Here is a 17,855-nt window from a genome sequence, read left to right on the forward strand (position 1 = left end):
CTCCCACCCGCGCCGGGCCCCCCCCGCCGCCCGGGGCGGCGACGGCGGCAACGGCGGCAACGGCGGCACCGGGGGCGCCGGGGCCGCGTCGGGCAGCGGCGGCACGGGCGGTGTCGGCGGAGCCGGAGCCGCCGGCGGTCCCGGTGGCACCGGGGGGTTGTTGTGGGGCAACGGCGGTACGGGCGGAACCGGTGGGGCCGGCGGCACGGGTGGCATGGGCGGAAGCGCGGTGTTGCTCGGCAGCGGCGGGGCCGGCGGTGTCGGCGGAACCGGAGCGGTCGGCACTATGGGCGCTGGTGGCACAGGCGGCAATGCCGGCAATGGCGGCACAGGAGGTAACGCCGGGCTGTTGTTCGGCAACGGCGGCGCCGGTGGTGCCGGGGGCGTCGGCGGACTTGGCGGCACCGGGAGTGCCGGCACTACCACCTCCGCCGGGGGGACCGGCGGGCACGGCGGCGACGGCGGTGTGGGCGGGGCCGGTGGTCAGGGCTCGGCTTGGTTTGGCGGCCACGCCGGTGGCGGCGGCGCCGGGGGCGACGGCGGCCACGGCGGGCAGGGCGGCGCCGGGGTCAACGTCGTCACGGGGACCGCCGGCCAAGGCGGTAATGGCGGCAACGGTGGTAACGCCGGGCTGGGCGGCAGCGCAGGTGGGGCCGGTGCTAGCCCGGGTGCGGCGGGCAACGGCGGCGACGGCGGCAACGGCGGCAACGGCGGAAACGGCATTCCCGCCGGCGACAACATTGCGAGGCCCAACGCCGGTGGCGGCGGTGGCGGCGGCGGCGCCGGCGGCGACAGCACCGGCGGGGGTCACGGCGGCACCGGCGGCACCGGCGGTAACGGCGGCATCACCACCAACATCCAGGGCTACCAGGGCAGCGGCGGTGGCGGTGGCCACGGTGGTGGCGCTGCCGGCACCGTCGGCGGGCCCGGTGGCGGCGGCGGTGGCGGCGGCGCGGCGACCATCCAGTCCGCCAGCGCCACCGGCGGCAACGGCAGCAATGGCGTCGGCAGCGGCGGCGGCCGCGGCGGCATCGGCGCAAGCGTCAGTGGCTCGGGCTTCCCTAACGCCGCCGGTGGCGGTGGCGGAGGCGGCGGCGGTGTCGTCGGCGGCATTGCCGGGGCCGGCGGCGACGGCGGAGGGGTTGGCGGAGGCGTGGGTAGCGCGGCCGGTGGTCATGGTGGTGCCGCCGGGGCTGACGGCACCGACGGCAACATAGGCAGTTCCGGAGGCAACCCCGGCGCCGGCGGTAATGCCGGTGCTGGTGGCGGTGGTGGCGGCGGTGGTGGTGGCGCCGACAGGAATTCCGGCAACGCCACTGGCGGCGGCGGCGGAAACGGCGGCCCGTAACCGCACCGCTCAAAAGCCTCGCTTGGCTGCCCGCACCGCGGCAACGACGTCGTCGTCCCCTTTGAAGTTGACGCGAACGGCGTTGCGGCCGAACGCGAAGAGCAACAATTCTTGCGGTTCGCCGGTCACAGAGACCGGCGAACCGTTGCCTACCGCCACCACCGTCCGACCGTCGGGGTGCGCAGCGTGAGTCGAGCGGGCAGCGCAGCCATCGACTTCGACAGCCCGACCCGGCTGACCCAAGGGATGCGCCGTCTCACCGCGGCTGTGGTTTTGGCGTCGAGTTCCCTTGGCTCCCAGCCGGTTTGCGCACGGCGGAGGTCCTCGTGATGGACGAACATCTCGTGGATACTTGCCAGCGGGTCGAGCACCTTGAATAGCGAAAGAACCGGCGGGCCGGAGGCAAGCAGCTCGACCAGGTCCTCGTACGTCGTGGAGGCGGCCAACCGGTCTTGCACGCGCGCGGTGTGTGACGCCAGCGGCCCGAAGACGAGGCCGGGCAACGCATCAGGACGGCGTTCGCGCACGACCAGGTGCGCGGCAAGGTCGCGGGTGGTCCAGCCTTCGCACAGGGTGGGAGCATCCGGTCCCACCGCCCGCATGATTCCGACTATGGCGGAACGTTCGCGCTGGGCTATCGACATCGCCCCACGATAGGCCGAGGGGCCTAACAGACGCTTACACCTGATTGCTACCCGCCCATCAGGTCGGCGAGCTATGGAATCTCGTACACCACGATCTTGTCGGCGATGCCGCGCAGGGCGGCCTCCTTCCGAACCGGTCGGATCGACTCCTTCTCCAGGATGGCCGCGACGCCGGGAGCGTCGATCACGGGACCGGTGATGTGGATCTCCTGCGCGGTCGACAGGCTCTGCACCCGCGCCGCGATGTTGACGGTCTGCCCGAAATAGTCCTGCCGCTCGTTCAGCATCACCGCGAGACACGGCCCCTCATGGATGCCGATCTTTACGATCAGGTCGGTCCTGCCGCGCTCGGCATTGAGCTTGTCCATCGCCGCCCGCATCCGCAAGGCCGCGGCGAGCGCGTGGTCCGGCTGGACAAAGGTCGCCATCACCGCGTCCCCGATGGTCTTGACGACGGCCCCCTTTTCGGCGGCGATTATTTCCACGAGCGCATGAAAATGCGCGCGCACCAAGTCGAACGCGGCGAGGTCACCGACACGCTCATAAAGCGCGGTCGAACCCTTGAGGTCGGTGAACAAAAAGGTCAACGAGGTGATCTTGAGGCGCTGATCGATGGTGAGGTTGTCAGCCTTGAACACATCGCGAAACGTCTGATTCGACAGCATTCGCTTGGCGGTGAGGAACGGCCTGCGCTTGGCCAGCACATTGTGGAGCTCGTCGGCGACAAAGACGGTGGGCAGTGTCCGCACGCTGCATCGATTGTCGACTGCGAGCCGCAACGGGCCTGGTCGCAAAGTGATCGACTCGGTCGGCGGATGGGCTTTGTTGAAGGTCAGCCCGAGCTGCTGACTTTCCTCGGTCGGTTCGCCCTGGACGTCGATGAAATGTGCGGTATGAGTCACCGGCTCGAAAACGATGATGAATTGTGGCGGGAGCTCCAAGGACAGCACGGCCTTTTCGCCGGCGGCCAGCTCCATCGCATCCAACGTCGACTCCCCGGTCAGCGAAGCAAAAGAATCCCCGCCGAGATCGATGCCCGAACTCCAGAACACCTGCGTGTAGTAGTCCCATAGCGGGAGCGTGTTGGGATCGTGGGCGGCAATCCGCCTGACCTTCGGGCTGACCGTAAACGCCACCTCGACCTGCTCATCGACGGAAGGCTCGTAGCCGCAGGCGCATAGTCCACATCGATAGTCGTCGTCGCGCAGCGATTTCAGCGTGTCATGCGCGTCCAGCACGCCGCTGCAACCGGGACACAGCACGTTCCAGGTGAGATCGAACAGGCCAAGCCGCGAGGCATGCAGGAAGCCGGAAATCACCTTCTCTTCGTCGAAGCCGGTGCGCTTGGAAAAGTCCAGGGCGTTGATTCGATTGAGCTCAGAATCCTCGCCGTCCTCGATCAGCCGCGCGATAGCGTCCGCGATGTCCCGATCGGCGGTTCGCTTCAGGGCCGAAAATTGGGACTGGAGGTCGCTCATGACTCCAACCTAAAGATCACCGCAACCTGGCGGCTAAAGCTTTGTTGACACACCGGACAGTTCAACACAAGTCGCATCGATTTTGATCCGATGCGGCCCCGATCAATTCGATTAGGGTTGTTTCATGGGTGGCGACTTTGTCGAGATCCGCATAACCCACCCCTGGGAATCTCTCGAGTCGACGCCCGAGGCCGTCCGCCCGCGGCTGCTGGACTGGGAGATTGACGCCAAGGGTAGGCACGTCGCCTGGCGTTACCGGATAACCCGATATGAGCAGGACGGCCAACCGAGGTGGTGGTTGGACGGGACCGGCCAGCACCCGTGGACCAGCGACGACATCGAGTACCTGAAGGATGTCGCCGAGCACCACGCCGGTCGCCTGTTGCGCAGACAGAGATGGCAGCCCAAGAGCATGTACAACGGCCAGGAGCCCCCGCTGTGGCTAGGGGGCCGAGGGTTGTCGTCCTGAGGGCTCGTCTTCGGCGGAGTCGTCGTCGTTGGCCAAGTGATGCAGGAGGCGTTCGTTGAGGGCGGCGAGCATGTCGAGCTCCGCCGGGGAAAGCAGATCGATGAATTTCCGGCGGACGTCTTCTACGTGCCGGGGCGCCGCCTTCTCGATGGCGGCGCGGCCGGCCGGCAGCAGGCAGACCATGGTGCTGCGGGCATCGTCGGGGTTGGGCTGGCGGCAGATCAGCCCGTCCTTCTCCATGCGCCGCACCTGGTGGGAGACCCGGCTCTTCTCCCAGCCCAGCGTGTTGCACAGGTCGTGCGCGGGCATGCGGTCGCCGTCGTGCTCGGAGAGCACCGCCAGGATCTGGTAGTCGGCCGCGGAGAGGCCTGATTTCTGCAGGCCCCGGTTCAGGTGCACGCCGAGCTGGTGATGCGCGTGCTGGAAGGCGCGCCAGGCGCGGTCTTCACGCGGGGTCAGCCAGTTCGGTTCCATCGGCGTCCATCTTAGCCGGTTGGTTGACGCATCAACAAAGCGTGCTTAAGGTTGAGGAGTCAACCTTTTCGCCGGTCAATCAGAACAGGACACCTCATGGGCAGCAGCATCAGCATCATCGGCACCGGGAACATGGCCCGCGCCATCGGCGCACTGGCGGTAGCGGGCGGCAATAGCGTCGAGGTCATTGGCCGCGATCGGGCCAAGGCCGCCGACCTGGCCGAGGCGCTCGGCGGCGGCGCCACGCCGGGGAAGTTCGGCGCCGTCCCGGCCGGGGACATCGTCATCGTTTCCGTGTTGTACGCCAACGTCGTTCCGGTCGTCACCCAATATGGAGACGCCCTCGCGGGCAAGGTCATCGTCGACATCAGCAACCCCTTCAACGCCGCGGCCGACGGGCTGGCCATCCCCGATGACACCTCGATCGCGAAGGAAGTCGCCAAGGCGGCCCCGGCCAGCGCCAGCGTGGTGAAGGCGTTCAACACCATCTTCGGCGTCGTCCTGGCCCAGGGTCGGCCGCTCGACGTCTTCATGGCCGGCGACGACGCGCGCGCCAAGGCGAGCGTGGCGGAGTTCATCGAGAGCCTTGGGCTGCGCCCGCTGGACGTCGGCGGTTTGGACATGGCGCACTGGCTGGAGGGAACGGGCCTGGTCGTGATGGGTCTCGCCCGCCACGGGGTGGGGAACTTCGACTTCGCCCTCGGCGCCGCTGTTCCGAGCTAAGCCGCGAACCAACGGGGGCGCCGTGCGCCCAAAGAATGGTTGATGGATCACTGAAAGGATTCGCTATGAAGCTCGGTTTCGCACTTCCCATCGTCGGGCCCGCTATCGGCGGCGCCGCTGGTCTGAGCGCGTTCTGCCGCGGGCTCGAGGACCTCGGTTACGACACGCTGTGGGTCGGCGATCGACTGGTCACGCCGGTTGATATGCACAGCACCTATCCGGGCAAGGAGCAGCCGTACCCACCGCAGATGACCCGCTACCTCGATCCGGTGCTGCTGTGGACCGTCGCCGCGACGGCGACCAGCCGAGTGCGGCTGAACGCCAGCACGCTCAGCACGTTCTACTACGAGCCGGTGCACCTGGCCCGCTTGCTGACCACGCTCGACGTGCTCAGCGACGGCCGCCTCGATGTTGGCGTGGGAATCGGGTGGATGAAGGACGAACACGACATCGCCCGTAGCGCGGACTGGCGCCGGCGCGGGCGGATGCTCGACGATGTGCTGGCTTTCCTGCACGAGTGGTGGACGACCACCCCGGTGTCCTGGGAGAGCGAGTTCTTCTCGCTGCCGCCGGTCCATGCCGACCTGCGCCCGGTCCAGCCCGGCGGTCCGCCCATCTGGATCGGCGGTGCCAGCGAGGCCGCCATGCGCCGGGTCGGCCGCAGCGGCGTCGGCTGGCTCGGGGTCGAGGGGCTGCAGGACGAGGTCACCGACCACCTCTGGTCGATTGCGCGCCGGGCGGCGAAGGACGCCGGCCGCGACCCTGACGCGCTGAAGACGGCCATGCGGATCAACCTCGAACCGGGCACGTCCGTCGACTCGGTTGCGCTCAGGCTCGAGCGCCTCGCCCGGTCGGGGGCCGACGAGGGAATCGTGGACGCCTTCGCGATGTTTTCTAGCCTCGACCAGATGCTCGACTTCGCCAGCCAGGTAATCGATCGATGGGGTGATGATGGGAAAGCTTGACGGCAAGGTAGTGGTGATCACGGGCGGATCAAGCGGGATGGCGCTGGCCGGTGCCAAGTTGTTCGTTGAAGAAGGAGCTCACGTCTTCATCTCGGGTCGGCGGAAGGAAGCGCTGGATGAAGCCGTCGAGCTGATCGGCCGGAATGTGACGGGCGTGCAAGCGGATTCGGCCAACCTGGACGATCTGGACCGGTTGTTCGACACGGTGAGGCGGGAAAAGGGCGCCGTCGACGTGTTGTGGGTGAGCGCGGGGATGGGCGAGGAGGGCAAGCTCGGCGAGATCACCGAGCAGCACTTCGACGCGACTTTCGGGCTGAACGCACGGGGCACGCTCTTCACGGTGCAGAAGGCATTGCCGCTTTTCAACGACGGTGGCTCGATCTTCATGACGGGGTCGATCGCTTCGGTGAAGGGTTTTCCTCACTGGAGCGTGTACGCGGCCAGCAAGGCTGTATTGCACGCCTACGCCCGCGTGTGGTTGAACGAGTTGAAGGACAGGAGGATTCGGGTCAACGTGCTGACCCCGGGCCAGGTCGCCACGCCGATACAGGAGCAGTTGTTCGACGAGGAGACGAAGGCACAGTATGAAGCCATCATCCCGCGGGGAAAGATGGGTAGCCCCGAGGAGATTGCATCGGTCGCACTGTTTCTCGCCTCGGACGACTCGAGCTATGTCAACGGGATGGAGTTGATGGTCGACGGCGGCACCACCGCGGTCTGACTATGCGGCGCTAATCCGTTCAGACGCGGGCCGTTTCGATGGCCGCGCCCATCGCGGTCTGCGACTCGGCACGCTGCCCAAGCGTGGTGGCCGTGAGCATGAACAGGGTGCGACCGTCGGCACCGCCCAGTTCGCACGCGATCGCGTGGCGACCGGGGGTGTCGATGGTCGCCGTCACCGCGCCGCCAGCGATCACGCGTACGAACCGGTCGAACGCCGGGCTGGCCACCCAGACGCCATCGTCTTCGTCGATGGCGATGCCGTCGGGAAAATCCTCGAGTTCGGCCCAGACGCGTCGGTTATCAAGCGAGCCGTCGTCCGCCAGCTCGAATCCGGTGATGCGACGTCCGAAACTCTCCGCCACCAGCAGCGTCGACGCGTCGGCCGTGATCGCCATGCCATTGGCGAATTGGAGATCGTCGGCCACTTCGCAAGCCGAGCCGTCCGGGTCGACACGCAACAGGGCGGCGGCCACCGGCTCGTCGCCTGCCGCGTAGTCGTAGCCGAACTGGCCGACAAAGGCATGGCCGTGGCGATCGACGCACATGTCATTGATCTCGTGGGACGCGAACGGGCTCAAATCGGCGTGGACGGCAAGACCCGAACCGTCGAAGCGCATCACGTGGCGACGTGCCATCGAAGAGATCAACATCGAGCCATCGGGAAGCCAGCCCAGCCCCGACGGCTGCTCCAGCTCGACCACGGTGCGAACATCACCGTCTTCGCCGACGCGCAACACGGCGTCACCGTGCATGTCCGAGACGTATAGCGCCCCGTCGTGCCAACGCGGACCCTCCAAGAAGGAGCGCCCCGTGACCAGGGCATGGATGCCGGGCATGGCAAAGATCCTAGGAGGAGCCGCTGGTAGGTGGTCATCCGCCGGGCAAGACGGCGATGGACTTGGTGTCCAGGTAGCCGTCGAGGCCTTCCGGGCCCAGTTCGCGACCGTAACCGCTGGCTTTGACGCCCCCGAACGGCGCGAAGGGATCCATGGTGTAGCCCTGATTGATCCCCAGGGTGCCGGTGCGGATGCGCGCGGCGATCGCCAAGGCTCGCTCGGTGTCCGCGGTCCACACCGATCCGGCCAGTCCGTAATCGGAGTCATTGGCGATCGCCACCGCATCGTCCTCGTCGCGGTAGGGGATGACGGTGATCACGGGCCCGAATATCTCTTCGCGCGCGATGCGCATCGCGTTGTCGGCGGCGGCGAAGAGGGTGGGTAGGACGTACCACCCGCGTGCGAGGCCGTCGGGCATCCCGGCGCCACCGACGACGAGCCGGGCGCCTTCTCGGTCACCCACCTCGATGTAGTCGCGGACACGTCGTTGCTGACGTTGCGAGACCAGGGGGCCGAGTTGGGTGGCGGGATCGCTTGGGTCGCCGACAATGAGGTTGGCCATCTCGGATGCGAGCGCGTCGACGTACTCGTCGTGGCGGTGCGCGGGCACCAGCACTCGGGTCAGCGCGTTGCAGATCTGGCCGCTGTTGGACAGGCTGGCCGACCGGACGCCGGTGGCCACCTTGTCGGGTTCGGCGTCGTCGAGCACGATGGCGGCGGATTTGCCGCCGAGTTCGAGGCTGACCTTGGTCAGGTTGGCGGCGCATGCGGCAGCGACCGCCCGGCCCGCGGTCGTGGATCCGGTGAACGACACCTTGTCGACTTTCGGGTGCGTGACGAGGAGTTCGCCAACCGCGGCGTCGCCGGACACTACGCTGACCACGCCTTTGGGCAGACCGGCCTGTTCGATCATCTCCGCTAAAAGCAATGCATCCAAAGGCGATTCCGGTGCGGGCTTGAGTACCACCGCGCACCCGGCCAGCAGCGCGGGCACCAGCTTCGTGATGATCAGAAATTGCGGCATGTTCCACGGGACAATCGCTGCGACTACGCCGACCGGTTGCTTCTGGACCACCACATCGGCGCCGAAAAAGCCGGCGCGGCTCTCTTGCCATTGATGGCGCTCGGCTAGGTCGCAGAATGCGCGGATCATCATGGCGGGCAGACCGACCTGCGCGCGCCGGGCGAAGGTGATGGGGGCGCCGATTTCGGCGGTGATCGTCTCGGCCATCTCGGTGCGCCGTTGGTCGTAGACGTCGGCGAGCCGGCGGACCGCGGCGATGCGATCCGATGGGTTACTCGCGCCCCAGGCTCCCGTGTCAAAGGCGGTGCGCGCTGCGTTGACGGCTTCGTCGACGTCGGCGGGTGTCGCGGCGGGAACCTCGGCGATTGTCTGCTCGGTGTGGGGTGAGATGACTTCGATGAGCTTGGCCTGCGACCGCACCTGGTGACCCTTCGTCTGGCGAGTATCAACTACTTGCGATTCGGGTGATCAGCATATACCGTCGGCCCGACGGACTCCTACGGACAGGAGAGGTTGTGGCTCGCTTTCCCAAGCCCGCCGAGGGCAGCTGGACCCAGCATTACCCGGAACTGGGCACCGAGCCGGTGTCCTACGAAGACTCCATCAGCCCGGAGATCTACGAATTGGAGCGGGCGGCGATATTCAAACGCGCGTGGCTGAATGTCGGCCGGGTGGAACAGCTTCCGCGTAAGGGCAGCTACTTTACCAAGGAGCTCAAGGTAGCCAACACGTCGGTCGTCTTGGTGCGCAACGCTTCTGGAGAGGTCAACGCCTTCCACAACATCTGCCGGCACCGCGGCAACAAGCTGGTCTGGAACGACATGCCGCTGGAGGAGACCAGCGGCGTGTGCCGCCAATTCACCTGCAAGTACCACGCCTGGCGCTACGACCTGGACGGCAACCTGACGTTCGTGCAACAGGAGGAGGAGTTTTTCAACCTCGACAAGAACCGTTACGGGCTGGTGCCGGTGCACTGCGACGTCTGGGAAGGCTTCATATTCATCAACTTCGCGCAGGAGCCGGCGCAGTCGTTGCGCGAGTTTCTGGGGCCGATGGTGACGGCGCTGGAGGGCTACCCGTTTGGGAAGCTGACGTCGCGTTGGCACTACAGGTCGCAGGTGAAGGCGAATTGGAAGCTCTACATGGACGCGTTCCAGGAGTTCTACCATGCGCCGGTACTGCATGCGAACCAGTCGCCGACCGCGTACTCCAAGGCGGCCGCCGAGGCCGGCTTCGAGGCACCGCACTACCGCCTGGACGGTCCGCACCGGCTGGTCAGTACGTCGGGGGTGCGGGCCTGGGAGATGCCGGACGAGATGCGCAAGCCCATCGACGACATCTGCCGCAGCGGGCTGTTCGGCCCCTGGGAAAAGCCGGACCTAGGGGAGATGCCGGCGGGGCTCAATCCCGCGAAATGCGATCCGTGGGGCCTGGATTCGTTCCAGCTGTTTCCCAACTTCGTCATGCTGTTCTGGGGTCAAGGCTGGTATCTGACCTACCACTACTGGCCGACGTCGTATAACAGCCACGTGTTCGAGGGGACGTTGTATTTCCCGCAGCCACGCACCCCGCGTGACCGCGTCGCGCAGGAACTGGCGGCGGTGACGTTCAAGGAGTACGGACTGCAGGACGCCAACACCCTGGAGGCGACCCAAAGCATGATCGAGTCACGGGCGATCGACGAGTTTCTGCTCAACGACCAGGAAATACTGTTGCGCCACCTGCACAAGGAGACCGCGGCCTGGATCGACGAGTATCAACGAACCAAGGCGGGAGTGTGAACGCGGTGTCCGCCATGCTGCCAACGGAATTCGCCGACCTGGAGCCCTTCGCGGAGTGGTGCCTGCCGACCGAACCCCAGCGCTACGCCAAACGGCTGGCCAGCACCATGACCGAGATGAAAGCCTTTTACGACGCGATCACCCCGCGCGCCGAGGAGGCCCTGGCTTTCTGCGACAAGTTCCCCCTCGATGACTTGCCTGACGACGTCCTCAACCTGATGCACCTGCTGTATTCGATGATCATGGTGTCATTCCCGGTGGAGTGCTGGAAGCAGCCCCGCGTTCCCGATTCCGGTGCTTCCACCCTGGACTGCGTGTCCGAGCCCGTGCCGTGACGATCGTCCTTCGGGCAGCGCGCTGGGCTGACGTCGACGCCGGTCGGGTGCGCTCCCCGGCGGTCGTGGTGATCGACGGGCAGCGTATCAGCGCCGTCAATCCCGAAGGACGACAGCCGGATTCGGCTACCGTGGTGGACCTTGGGGACGTCACGCTCCTACCGGGCCTGATGGACATGGAACTCAACCTGCTGATCGGCGGCCCCGGCGGCCCCGAGGGACTCCCGGCACCGATGCACGGCGTGCAGGACGATCCTGCGTATCGCACACTGCGCGGCGCGGTGAACGCGCGCACCACGCTGGACGCCGGCTTCACCACCGTGCGCAACCTCGGGCTCATGGTCAAGACCGGCGGTTACCTGCTCGACGTCGCGCTGCAGCGTGCCATCGACCAGGGCTGGCACATCGGCCCCCGCATCTATCCCGCGGGACATGCCGTCACCCCTTATGGCGGGCACCTGGACCCGACGGTGTTTCAGCGGCTGGCACCCGGGATCATGCCGCTGTCGATCGCGGAGGGCATCGCCAACGGTGTGCCCGACGTCATCGCCTGCGTCCGCTACCAGATTCGCCACGGCGCCAAGCTGATCAAGGTCTCGGCGTCGGGGGGCGTCATGTCGCACAGCACCGCTCCCGGCGCCCAACAGTATTCCGATGCGGAGTTCGCCGCGATCGCCGACGAGGCCCACCGCGCCGGGGTGCGGGTCGCCGCGCACGCCGTCGGCGACACCGCGATCCAGGCGTGCATTCGCGCCGGGATCGACTGCATCGAACACGGGTTTCTGGCCACCGACGAGACGATCCAGATGATGGTCGACCACGGCACCTTCCTGGTTTCCACCACCTATCTGACGGAGGCGATGGCGATCGACCGGATTGCGCCGGAACTTCGGAAGAAAGCCGAGGAGGTCTTTCCCCGCGCAAAGGCGATGCTGCCCAAGGCAATTGCGGCCGGAGTCCGGATCGCATGCGGCACCGACGCACCGGCAATCCCGCACGGCCAGAACGCCAAGGAGCTGGGGGCGCTGGTGGCGCGCGGCATGACCCCCATGCAAGCGATCCGGGCCGCGACGGTCGTGGCGGCCGAACTCGTCGAGGCCGACCACGAGTTGGGCCGGCTGGCGCCGGGTTATCTCGCCGACATCATCGCCGTGCCCGGTGATCCGTCTCAGGACATCGCCACCACGCTGGACGTCTCATTCGTCATGAAGGACGGCCGGATTTTCAAGGAGCTGACCGCGTGAATCGGGACAAGGAGACCGGCATGGAACTCACCGAGAACCTCCTGTGGTTGCTCAAGCAGGCGTTCTACTTCTCGCTGACCAGCGTGAATGACGCGATCAGCAGCCACGGTGTCAGCACGGCCCAGATCGGTGTGCTGCGTCAGCTCTCCAACGAACCCGGACTATCGGGCGCCGAACTCGCCCGGCGTCTGCTGATCAGCCCGCAGGGTGTTCAACTGGCTCTCACCGCGCTCGAGCGCCGCGGCCTGGTGGAACGCAAGCAGGACCCCCAACACAAGCGCATTCTGCAGGCCTATCTCACCGACGAAGGGCGCGACGTCGTGGCCAGGGTGCTGGGTGACGCCCTGACCGCGCACGAGGAGGTCTTCGGTGTACTCAGCGGCGAGGAGCAGGAAACCCTGCGTGAACTGCTCGCGAGGGTGGTCGAAAAGGGCACCGGCCACGAGTTGTTCAAAGACAACATCGAGAGCTGATTTGTGTCTCTAGTACTTGAGATTAATCGCAAGTAGTTGATACTGTGGCGAACGATGCAAGACTCCCGCGCTACGGTGCAGCCGAACGATCCCGACGTCGGCACGGCAGAGGTGACCATCGAGCTCGACCGGTGCACCGTCACCGTGACCTACAGTCCTGGCGACACGTTGCTGCAGACGGCCCGCATGGCGGATCTGAGCCCCCCGTCGTCGTGCGAAGTCGGGAACTGCGGAACGTGTATGGCCCGCTTGACCGAGGGCAGCGCCCGGATGATCAACAACGACGCGCTTGAAGATGACGAGGTGGAGGAGGGCTGGGTGCTGACCTGTCAGGCGCTGCCGACTAGCCCCACGGTGCGGGTGGTGTACGAGTGAACAAGGTCTGCGTGGTGACCGGGGGCGCATCGGGCATGGGTGAGTCGACGTGCCACGAGCTGGGCCGGCGCGGCCACCATGTCGCGGTTCTCGACGTCAACGAGCAAGCCGCGCAACGCGTTACCGAAGACCTGCGCGCGGCGGGGGTGACGGCCATCGGAGTCGGCGCCGACGTCACGGACCGGGGCGCCGTCGAGCAGGCGTTCGCCAAGGTGCGCAGCGAGCTGGGCCCGGTCTCGATCCTGGTGACGAGTGCGGGCATGTTCGGGCACTCCCCGTTTACCGAGATCACCCCGGAGTCGTGGGCCAAGATCATCGACGTCAACCTGACGGGCACCTTTCACTGCTGCCAGGTCGCTATTCCCGACATGGTCGCCGCGAAATGGGGCCGGATCGTGATGATTTCGTCGTCGAGCGCCCAGCGTGGATCGCCGTTCGCCGCCCACTACGCGGCGTCCAAGGGCGCGGTCATCACCCTCACCAAATCGCTGGCCCGCGAGTACGCGGCGGACGGGATCACCGTCAACAACATCCCGCCGTCGGGCATCGAAACGCCGATGCAGCTCCAGGCACAGGAGGCGGGGTTCGTGAAGTCCAACGAGGAGATCGCCAGGAACATCCCGATGGGCCGTCTGGGCACTGGAGCCGACATCGCCGCGGCGGTCGGTTTTCTGTGTTCCGACGAGGCGGGCTTCATCACCGGTCAGGTGCTGGGCGTCAACGGCGGCGCGGTGATGTGACGTGGTTGGTCTCAAAAGCATGATGACACAGGGAGGTTCACGATGACGCGGTCCGGAAGGCCCTCGGAGGGATCCTGGACGGAGCACTATCCCGAGCTGGGGACCGGCCCCATCTCGTTTCGAGACTCGACGTCGCCGGAGTTCTTCGAACTGGAACGCGAGGCCGTGTTCAAACGGGCGTGGCTCAACGTCGCCCGCGTCGAGGAGTTGCCCCGCGTAGGTAGCTATGTCACCAAGGAAATCGAGGTGGCACGTACGTCGGTGATTCTGGTCAGGGGCCGCGACGATCGCATTCGCGCCTTCTACAACGTCTGTCGTCACCGGGGAAACAAGTTGGTGTGGAACGACTTTCCCGGTGAAGCGACCCGCGGGACCTGTCGTCAGTTCACCTGCAAGTACCACGGGTGGCGGTACGGCCTCGACGGTGCGCTGACATTCGTGCAGCAGCCGGAGGAGTTTTTCGACCTCGACGTCGCGGATTACGGATTGCGGCCGGTGCATTGCGATGTGTGGAATGGCTTTATATTCATCAACTTTGATGCCGAACCGCGTCAAAGCCTGCGTGAGTTCTTGGGTCCGATGATCACCGGCCTCGATGACTACCCGTTCGGCAAGTTGACCGAGCGCTACGAGTGGGTGGCGCACAACAACAGCAACTGGAAGATCTTCGCCGACGCGTTCCAGGAGTACTACCACGTGCCGTCGCTGCACCCACAACAGGTGCCGGCGGAGGTGCGCGACCCTAAGTCCGGATTCACCTGTGGGCATTTCCAACTCGACGGCCCGCACCGGCTGGTGTCGACCGCGGGACGGCGCCGTTGGCTGCTGCCGCCGGAGTTCATGTATCCCATCGAGCGGGCCACCAAGAGCGGCCTCGTCGGCCCGTGGCGCACCCCGGATATCGGCGAGCTCCCGGACGGCCTCAATCCCGGGGGCATTGAGCCCTGGGGAATCAGCAACTTCCAGATCTTCCCGAACACCGAGATATTGATCTACGGCGGCTGGTATCTCTTGTACCGGTACTGGCCGACGTCGTACAACACCCACCGGTTCGAGGCCTACACCTACTTCCACCCGGCCCGCACCGTCCGGGAACGCGTCGAACACGAAGTCGCCGCGGTGGTGCTGAAGGAGTTCGCGCTGCAGGACGCCGGCATGCTCGGCGGAACGCAGGCCGCACTGGAGTACGGCGTCGTCGACGAGTTCCCGCTGAACGACCAGGAGATCCTGGTGCGCCACCTGCACAAGGTCATCGTCGACTGGGTAGAGGCATACCAACGCGAAAAAGCTCCGGCGCCGGCGGGGGTCTGATCGTGCCGGACGCCCTGCTGCCCAGTGCATTCGCCGAGCTGGAGCGCTATGCCCAAACCTGGTGCCTGGCCACCGAGACCGAGCGCTGGAACGCGCGGGTGGCCAGCACCATGCCCGAAATGCACGAGTTCTACGATGCGTTCTTCCCGCGCCTCGAAGAGGCCATCGACTACTGCGACAAGTTCCCGCTCGACGACCTACCCGAGGATGCGCTCAACCTGCTGCACCTGATCTATTCGTTGATCATGGTCGCCATGGCGGTCGAGGTCATGCACCAGCCCGTTCCGACCGATGCCGCCGATGCGGTCATGATCCGCACCGACGAACCGGTCCCGTGACATCCGCATGACCACAAGGAAGGCCAGGCAGGGATTTTCATGAGTCTGCTCACCATCACCAAGCTCGGCGAGTCCGTCGGCGCCGAAGTCACCGGCCTGGATCCGGCCCGGCTCAGTTCCGACGACCCGGTCGGCGAGGCCATCCTGGATGCGTTGGAGCACAACGGTGTTCTGGTCTTCCCGGAGCTCCGGCTCGAACCGGAGGCCCAGGTCGCCTTCTGCCGCCGCCTCGGAGAGGTCGATCACTCCTCCGATGGACACCACCCCGTGCCCGGGATATACCCGATCACGCTGGACAAATCGAAGAACTCCTCGGCGGACTATCTTCGGGCCACGTTTGACTGGCATATCGACGGATGCACCCCGCTGGGGGACGAGTATCCCCAAAAGGCCACCGTCCTTTCGGCCGTGCAGGTCGCCGAATGGGGCGGTGAAACCGAATTCGCCAACTCATACGCGGCCTACGACATGCTGAGCGACGAAGAAAAGCGCCGTTTCGGCGCGTTGCGTGTCGTGCACTCCCTGGAAGCCTCACAACGGAGCGTCACCCCGGATCCGACCCCAGAACAGTTGGCGCGATGGCGATCCCGGCGTACCCACGAGCACCCGTTGGTGTGGACACACCGCAGCGGCCGCAAGTCACTGGTGCTGGGCGCCTCGGCCGACTACGTCGTCGGAATGGACCTCGACGAGGGGCGCGCCCTCTTGGCCGAACTCCTCGAGCGCGCCACCGGGCCTGCGAACGTGTACAGCCACACCTGGGCGGTCGGGGACACCGTCATCTGGGACAACCGAGGGGTGCTCCATCGCGCGGCTCCCTACGACCCCCATTCAGCCCGCGAAATGCTCCGCACGACCGTCCTCGGCGACGAGCCGATCCAGTAAAGGAAACCGTGAATGACCAAGTCACTACTGTTCGTCGAGAGCAAGCCGGCATCAGCGGAACTGGTTGAGGAATACCATCGTTGGCACGATCGCGTGCATGTGCCCGAGATGCTGACAATTGACGGATTCGTGTCGGCCCGACGTTGGCAAACCGATGGTGACTCGTTCGTCACGCTCTACGAGATCGACACCGACGTCGACACGGCGCGCACCAACCTACGGGCGGCGTTCGCCGAGGGTCGCATGTCCAAACCGGTTGCGGTCGAGACAGATCCGGCACCTGTGATGCGTTACCTGAGTCTGATCAGCGACTCCACTCTCTGACGGACGGCCACATCGTGACCGGCCGACGACCCCTCCGGCTGACCCCGCTGCCAGCGGAAGAGTGGGACGACCGCGCCCGTGCTGCACTGGCCTCACTCATCCCGGCGGACCGAGCCAACCCCGCTGGCGCCGGCAACGTTCTGTCGACGCTGGTGCGCCATCCCGATCTCACCGCGGCTTACCTGCCTTTCAACGCCTACCTGCTCACTAGCTCCACACTGTCGGCGCGCATACGTGAAGTGGCGCTACTGCGTGTGGTGTACCTGCGGGACTGCGATTATATTTGGCGCCACCACGTTCCGATCGCGCTCCGTGCCGGATTGACCGCATCCGAAATCGAGGATATTCGTTGCGGACCTCTCAGCGACGACCAGGATCAAGCAGTGCTGGCTGCGGTCGATGACCTCGTCGATCGAGGCACCGTCTCAACCGCCGTCTGGACCGAACTGGCGCGTCACTTTACCGATCGGCAATGCATGGACCTGGTGTTCACCATCGGTGGCTACTACCTAATGGCAGCTGCAGTCAACACGTTTGGCGTGGAAGACGAGAAGTCGGACGAAAGGGGAGACGTCCGATGAGCGTCTCGCTATCGGGGAAAGTCGCCATTGTCACCGGCGGGGCTTCGGGTCTTGGCCGAGGCATCGTCGAAAAATTCGCCGCGCAGGGTGCCAATGTCGTCGTCGCCGACGTCAATGACAACGCCGGCCAAGATGTGGCCGCCCAATGCGGGTCCCGGGTCTGGTTCCACCACACCGATGTCGCTGACGCCGCGCAAGTCGAAGCCCTCGTTCAGGTCGCGGTCGACCGTTATGGCGGACTCGACGTCATGGTGAACAATGCCGGCATCTCCAGCAAGATGCACAAAAGCTTCCTCGATGATGATCTCGAAGACTTCCATCGCGTGATGTCTATCAACGTGCTGGGCGTCATGCTCGGCACCCGCGCCGCAGCGCGACACATGGCTGTCCATGACGGTGGTGCAATCGTCAACGTCGCATCGATCGGTGGGCTACAGCCCGGCAGCGGCGTGATGACGTACCGAGCATCCAAAGCCGCCGTCATCCATTTCAGCAAGAGCGTCGCAACCGAGCTCGCCCCCGTGGGCATCAGTGTGAATTGCATTGCCCCAGGGGGGATCCCAACGCCGATCCTGGCGTCTTCGGTAAGCGGCCTCAGCCCCGACGCCCTTGAACGGTTCGTCGAGAGAACGAGAGCCAAGATGCGTAACGATCGACCGCTACCGCGAGAAGGCACGCCCGACGACGTCGCCGAGGCTGCGCTGTACCTCGCGACGTCGGTCACGACTACCGGCACGGTCCTCACGGTCGACGGAGGCACGTCCGCCGCCGTAGCAATGTGATT

The 17,855-nt window shown here is 65.8% G+C and carries 20 protein-coding genes and 2 pseudogenes; 17 read left to right on the forward strand and 5 right to left on the reverse strand.

Features of this window, described 5'->3' with window-relative positions; all coding sequences use genetic code 11:
• A partial coding sequence (locus A9X00_RS32445; RefSeq protein WP_197515039.1) for a hypothetical protein occupies positions 1 to 1,348 on the forward strand: 1,348 nt, incomplete at its 5' end.
• A gap of 9 nt (positions 1,349 to 1,357) precedes the next feature.
• Here A9X00_RS32445 and A9X00_RS03180 read toward each other — a convergent pair.
• Both A9X00_RS03180 and A9X00_RS03185 read right to left on the reverse strand, forming a co-directional pair.
• Positions 1,358 to 1,992 (reverse strand): annotated as a pseudogene (locus A9X00_RS03180) (TIGR03085 family metal-binding protein).
• A 71-nt stretch (positions 1,993 to 2,063) separates the two neighbouring features.
• Complete coding sequence (locus tag A9X00_RS03185; protein WP_067149116.1) at positions 2,064 to 3,470, reverse strand: adenylate/guanylate cyclase domain-containing protein; 1,407 nt, start codon at positions 3,468 to 3,470, stop codon at positions 2,064 to 2,066.
• Between the two features lie 124 nt (positions 3,471 to 3,594).
• Between A9X00_RS03185 and A9X00_RS03190 the strand changes: the two genes are divergently transcribed.
• Positions 3,595 to 3,939: a hypothetical protein gene (locus A9X00_RS03190; RefSeq protein ID WP_067149119.1), complete on the forward strand. Its 345-nt coding sequence runs from the start codon at positions 3,595 to 3,597 to the stop codon at positions 3,937 to 3,939.
• Here A9X00_RS03190 and A9X00_RS03195 read toward each other — a convergent pair.
• Positions 3,913 to 4,413: a MarR family winged helix-turn-helix transcriptional regulator gene (locus A9X00_RS03195; protein WP_067149122.1), complete on the reverse strand. Its 501-nt coding sequence runs from the start codon at positions 4,411 to 4,413 to the stop codon at positions 3,913 to 3,915. The genes A9X00_RS03190 and A9X00_RS03195 overlap by 27 nt on opposite strands.
• 96 nt (positions 4,414 to 4,509) lie before the next feature.
• Here A9X00_RS03195 and A9X00_RS03200 point away from each other — a divergent pair, with 96 nt between their 5' ends.
• From A9X00_RS03200 to A9X00_RS03210, 3 genes are all read left to right on the forward strand, one after another.
• Positions 4,510 to 5,136 carry an NADPH-dependent F420 reductase gene (locus A9X00_RS03200; RefSeq protein ID WP_067149125.1) on the forward strand — a complete coding sequence of 209 codons (627 nt, stop codon included), beginning with the start codon at positions 4,510 to 4,512 and terminating at the stop codon, positions 5,134 to 5,136.
• 65 nt (positions 5,137 to 5,201) lie between these two features.
• On the forward strand, positions 5,202 to 6,101 hold the full coding sequence (locus A9X00_RS03205) for a TIGR03619 family F420-dependent LLM class oxidoreductase (protein ID WP_067149128.1): 900 nt from the start codon (positions 5,202 to 5,204) through the stop codon (positions 6,099 to 6,101).
• Positions 6,088 to 6,822, forward strand: coding sequence for an SDR family NAD(P)-dependent oxidoreductase (locus tag A9X00_RS03210; protein WP_067149131.1), 735 nt, complete (start codon positions 6,088 to 6,090; stop codon positions 6,820 to 6,822). Before A9X00_RS03205 ends, A9X00_RS03210 begins: the two co-directional genes overlap by 14 nt.
• 19 nt (positions 6,823 to 6,841) lie before the next feature.
• On the opposite strand, the gene A9X00_RS03215 is transcribed toward A9X00_RS03210, so the two are convergent.
• Positions 6,842 to 7,660, reverse strand: a complete 819-nt coding sequence (locus A9X00_RS03215; protein WP_067149134.1) for an SMP-30/gluconolactonase/LRE family protein — start codon at positions 7,658 to 7,660, stop codon at positions 6,842 to 6,844.
• 34 nt (positions 7,661 to 7,694) lie between these two features.
• Positions 7,695 to 9,104, reverse strand: coding sequence for an aldehyde dehydrogenase (locus A9X00_RS03220; RefSeq protein WP_067149137.1), 1,410 nt, complete (start codon positions 9,102 to 9,104; stop codon positions 7,695 to 7,697).
• Between the two features lie 95 nt (positions 9,105 to 9,199).
• Here A9X00_RS03220 and A9X00_RS03225 point away from each other — a divergent pair, with 95 nt between their 5' ends.
• The 12 genes and pseudogenes from A9X00_RS03225 (at position 9,200) to A9X00_RS03280 (ending at position 17,853) form a co-directional block, all read left to right on the forward strand.
• On the forward strand, positions 9,200 to 10,465 hold the full coding sequence (locus tag A9X00_RS03225) for an aromatic ring-hydroxylating dioxygenase subunit alpha (RefSeq protein ID WP_067149139.1): 1,266 nt from the start codon (positions 9,200 to 9,202) through the stop codon (positions 10,463 to 10,465).
• Entirely contained in the window at positions 10,462 to 10,800 is a 339-nt protein-coding gene (locus A9X00_RS03230; protein ID WP_082974665.1) for a hypothetical protein, read from the forward strand. The genes A9X00_RS03225 and A9X00_RS03230 overlap by 4 nt, the downstream gene beginning before the upstream one ends.
• Complete coding sequence (locus A9X00_RS03235) at positions 10,797 to 12,044, forward strand: amidohydrolase family protein (protein ID WP_067149143.1); 1,248 nt, start codon at positions 10,797 to 10,799, stop codon at positions 12,042 to 12,044. The genes A9X00_RS03230 and A9X00_RS03235 overlap by 4 nt, the downstream gene beginning before the upstream one ends.
• Positions 12,045 to 12,064: 20 nt before the next feature.
• Entirely contained in the window at positions 12,065 to 12,517 is a 453-nt protein-coding gene (locus tag A9X00_RS03240) for a MarR family winged helix-turn-helix transcriptional regulator (RefSeq protein ID WP_067149243.1), read from the forward strand.
• 102 nt (positions 12,518 to 12,619) lie between these two features.
• Positions 12,620 to 12,892: pseudogene (locus tag A9X00_RS03245) on the forward strand (2Fe-2S iron-sulfur cluster-binding protein); the annotation flags it as partial.
• A complete protein-coding gene (locus tag A9X00_RS03250) occupies positions 12,889 to 13,632 on the forward strand; it encodes an SDR family NAD(P)-dependent oxidoreductase (RefSeq protein WP_067149149.1) in 744 nt (247 codons plus the stop codon). The pseudogene A9X00_RS03245 and the gene A9X00_RS03250, both read left to right, overlap by 4 nt.
• A 42-nt stretch (positions 13,633 to 13,674) precedes the next feature.
• Positions 13,675 to 14,943 (forward strand): aromatic ring-hydroxylating dioxygenase subunit alpha, encoded by a 1,269-nt coding sequence (locus tag A9X00_RS03255; RefSeq protein WP_067149152.1) that lies wholly within the window; start codon positions 13,675 to 13,677, stop codon positions 14,941 to 14,943.
• Between the two features lie 2 nt (positions 14,944 to 14,945).
• Complete coding sequence (locus A9X00_RS03260) at positions 14,946 to 15,281, forward strand: hypothetical protein (RefSeq protein WP_232006655.1); 336 nt, start codon at positions 14,946 to 14,948, stop codon at positions 15,279 to 15,281.
• A gap of 39 nt (positions 15,282 to 15,320) precedes the next feature.
• The gene (locus A9X00_RS03265; protein WP_067149155.1) at positions 15,321 to 16,166 is read left to right on the forward strand and encodes a TauD/TfdA family dioxygenase; all 846 of its coding nucleotides are present in this window, start codon (positions 15,321 to 15,323) and stop codon (positions 16,164 to 16,166) included.
• Between the two features lie 12 nt (positions 16,167 to 16,178).
• Complete coding sequence (locus A9X00_RS03270; protein WP_067149157.1) at positions 16,179 to 16,490, forward strand: hypothetical protein; 312 nt, start codon at positions 16,179 to 16,181, stop codon at positions 16,488 to 16,490.
• Between the two features lie 14 nt (positions 16,491 to 16,504).
• Positions 16,505 to 17,071 carry a carboxymuconolactone decarboxylase family protein gene (locus A9X00_RS03275; RefSeq protein ID WP_232006656.1) on the forward strand — a complete coding sequence of 189 codons (567 nt, stop codon included), beginning with the start codon at positions 16,505 to 16,507 and terminating at the stop codon, positions 17,069 to 17,071.
• Positions 17,068 to 17,853 carry an SDR family oxidoreductase gene (locus A9X00_RS03280; protein ID WP_067149163.1) on the forward strand — a complete coding sequence of 262 codons (786 nt, stop codon included), beginning with the start codon at positions 17,068 to 17,070 and terminating at the stop codon, positions 17,851 to 17,853. The genes A9X00_RS03275 and A9X00_RS03280 overlap by 4 nt, the downstream gene beginning before the upstream one ends.
• The last annotated feature ends 2 nt before the right edge of the window (positions 17,854 to 17,855 follow it).

Source organism: Mycobacterium sp. 1245805.9, from assembly GCF_001672915.1.
Classification (GTDB): domain Bacteria; phylum Actinomycetota; class Actinomycetes; order Mycobacteriales; family Mycobacteriaceae; genus Mycobacterium.

Bases quoted from the DNA above. Each gene is read 5' to 3' on its own strand.
- A9X00_RS03190 (WP_067149119.1), top strand. From the start codon at position 3,595: ATGGGTGGCGACTTTGTCGAGATCCGCATAACCCACCCCTGGGAATCT.
- A9X00_RS03200 (WP_067149125.1), top strand. From the start codon at position 4,510: ATGGGCAGCAGCATCAGCATCATCGGCACCGGGAACATGGCCCGCGCC.
- A9X00_RS03255 (WP_067149152.1), top strand. From the start codon at position 13,675: ATGACGCGGTCCGGAAGGCCCTCGGAGGGATCCTGGACGGAGCACTAT.
- A9X00_RS03205 (WP_067149128.1), top strand. From the start codon at position 5,202: ATGAAGCTCGGTTTCGCACTTCCCATCGTCGGGCCCGCTATCGGCGGC.
- A9X00_RS03215 (WP_067149134.1), bottom strand. From the start codon at position 7,660: ATGCCCGGCATCCATGCCCTGGTCACGGGGCGCTCCTTCTTGGAGGGT.
- A9X00_RS03185 (WP_067149116.1), bottom strand. From the start codon at position 3,470: ATGAGCGACCTCCAGTCCCAATTTTCGGCCCTGAAGCGAACCGCCGAT.
- A9X00_RS03270 (WP_067149157.1), top strand. From the start codon at position 16,179: ATGACCAAGTCACTACTGTTCGTCGAGAGCAAGCCGGCATCAGCGGAA.
- A9X00_RS03195 (WP_067149122.1), bottom strand. From the start codon at position 4,413: ATGGAACCGAACTGGCTGACCCCGCGTGAAGACCGCGCCTGGCGCGCC.
- A9X00_RS03210 (WP_067149131.1), top strand. From the start codon at position 6,088: ATGGGAAAGCTTGACGGCAAGGTAGTGGTGATCACGGGCGGATCAAGC.
- A9X00_RS03240 (WP_067149243.1), top strand. From the start codon at position 12,065: ATGGAACTCACCGAGAACCTCCTGTGGTTGCTCAAGCAGGCGTTCTAC.
- A9X00_RS03265 (WP_067149155.1), top strand. From the start codon at position 15,321: ATGAGTCTGCTCACCATCACCAAGCTCGGCGAGTCCGTCGGCGCCGAA.
- A9X00_RS03280 (WP_067149163.1), top strand. From the start codon at position 17,068: ATGAGCGTCTCGCTATCGGGGAAAGTCGCCATTGTCACCGGCGGGGCT.